The organism is Pyrobaculum sp. (genome assembly GCF_049971835.1).
Lineage (GTDB): Archaea > Thermoproteota > Thermoprotei > Thermoproteales > Thermoproteaceae > Pyrobaculum.
Genome location: NZ_JBMFKV010000331.1, coordinates 1 through 1,641, shown reverse-complemented (window position 1 = coordinate 1,641; position 1,641 = coordinate 1). Strand labels below are relative to the sequence as shown.

General features: G+C 62.9%; 3 protein-coding genes. All 3 read right to left on the bottom strand.

Features of this window, described 5'->3' with window-relative positions; all coding sequences use genetic code 11:
* Window positions 1-168: 168 nt before the first annotated feature.
* The gene (locus tag ACP5J3_RS14330; RefSeq protein WP_428496298.1) at window positions 169-495 is read right to left on the bottom strand and encodes a hypothetical protein; all 327 of its coding nucleotides are present in this window, start codon (window positions 493-495) and stop codon (window positions 169-171) included.
* A 101-nt stretch (window positions 496-596) separates the two neighbouring features.
* A complete protein-coding gene (locus tag ACP5J3_RS14325; protein WP_428496297.1) occupies window positions 597-965 on the bottom strand; it encodes a hypothetical protein in 369 nt (122 codons plus the stop codon).
* Window positions 966-1,010: 45 nt separating this feature from the next.
* A partial coding sequence (locus tag ACP5J3_RS14320) for a hypothetical protein (protein ID WP_428496296.1) occupies window positions 1,011-1,641 on the bottom strand: 631 nt, incomplete at its 5' end.

The window sequence follows — 1,641 nt, the reverse complement described above, 5'->3', positions numbered from 1 at the left end:
GGGAAATCACGGAAAAAAGGGGGGGTGTTAATTTAAGCTTTTAGATGAGCAACACAGCCCTCTTCTTTCTCCTGCCTCTCCTCGTTCTCCTAACCCTTCTCATTGGCCAATAGACAGCACGGTAATTTAAGCGCTTCGCCGTGGATGAGGGGGCTCACAGCTGTGGGGCTAGGCCTGCACCGCGAGTGCCTCCCCGGCGGCCTGCTTGAAGATGGTGAGGATTAGGAGGACGGCGGCTATGAGGACGAGGAAGGCGCCTGCGGCGGCGGCGGGGTCGAGGCCGTAGACCACCCTCGCGTCGGAGCACACAGCTGTGGTGGCTCCGCCAATCGTGGTGGTTGTCCACGTCGCGCACACCGCGCCGGCGGGGGCGGCGAGGCCTGTGAAGGCCAGCGCGGAGGCGGCGGTGAGGGCGGCGAGGGACTCGGCCGGCCTCCCCCGGAGGGCGAAGTAGATGGAGAGGGCCGCCGCCGCGACGGAGAAGAGCCCGAGCACGGAGAGGAAAAAAGCCGGGTTTAAATCCTACTTAATCAGCAGAACCGCCTTGGGGACTTTGTAGCGCTTAACCTTCTTTACCCTGTGTCTCCTCACCCGCCTCATAGCCCCACCACCGGGGTCACTGCTGTGTACATTCCGAATAGGGGCACCCGACGCTCAACGACTTGTACAACGATGACGTAGCGCCCGCCGCCGAAGATGGGTAGCCAGCCGGCGACCTTTGCCAATACTATCGCGGCGACGATGATTATGAATACGACGGTGGCGAGGGATGCGGCGTTGCCGAAGCCCTGGAATACGTTGTACAGTATCGAGTTGCCCTGCCTGTATATGGTGGAGTTGCCGGCGCCGGTCGTCTGAAGCGCGCCGAGGGTGTAGCTACCAATCGCGGCGGTTATCACTACTATCACCACCGCTATCATTAGGTACACAGCGCCCTGCCCCAGGTCTCTGAATTCGGAGCTCATGAATGCGGCGAATGCGTCAAAATTTAAGCGCTGACTCGGCGTCTTCTACCCTCCCGCCCCGCCCTCCTCTCCCTCTTCCTCTCGGCGGCTGTGGAGGAATTCGAGGACCTCCTGGAGGCGCGCCGCGACTCTGCGCCTCCTGGCCTCTAGGTGGGCCTTCTCCACAGCTGTGGGCATGGCGAGGTCCGGGGCGCGGGGGACGGCGGTGAGGGTGCGGCTCATCATGGCTGGGTGGGCCACGTGCCACTGCGGCGACGATACGTACCTCACCGAGTGAATCAGCTCCACAGCCTCCACAGCCTCGTCGGTATATAGCGCCCCCCGTGTGTAGTCGTCGAGAATATATAAACAGCCCGAGCGGTGGGGGGCGAGGCTCACCTCCCTCCTCCTCACCAGGTGGACAAGCTTGGCGCTGGCGGTCACCCTCCGGGAGATGAAGTGCGTGTTGGTGGTGGTGAAGATGAGCCAGCCCTTCACCAGCGACTCCCTGGCGACCTTTACCGCGTCCATCAGCGCGGACCACACCTTGGGGCCGAGGTCGAAGAAGCCGATGGCGGCGTCGTCGATGATGATGTAGTCCCTTCCGCCTGTCTCGGCGATTTTGAGGAGCTCCGCGACGAGGGTCTCCGGCGACTCGTGCAGGTAGAGGAACTGCGCGGCGCGCTCCTGCGCCTCC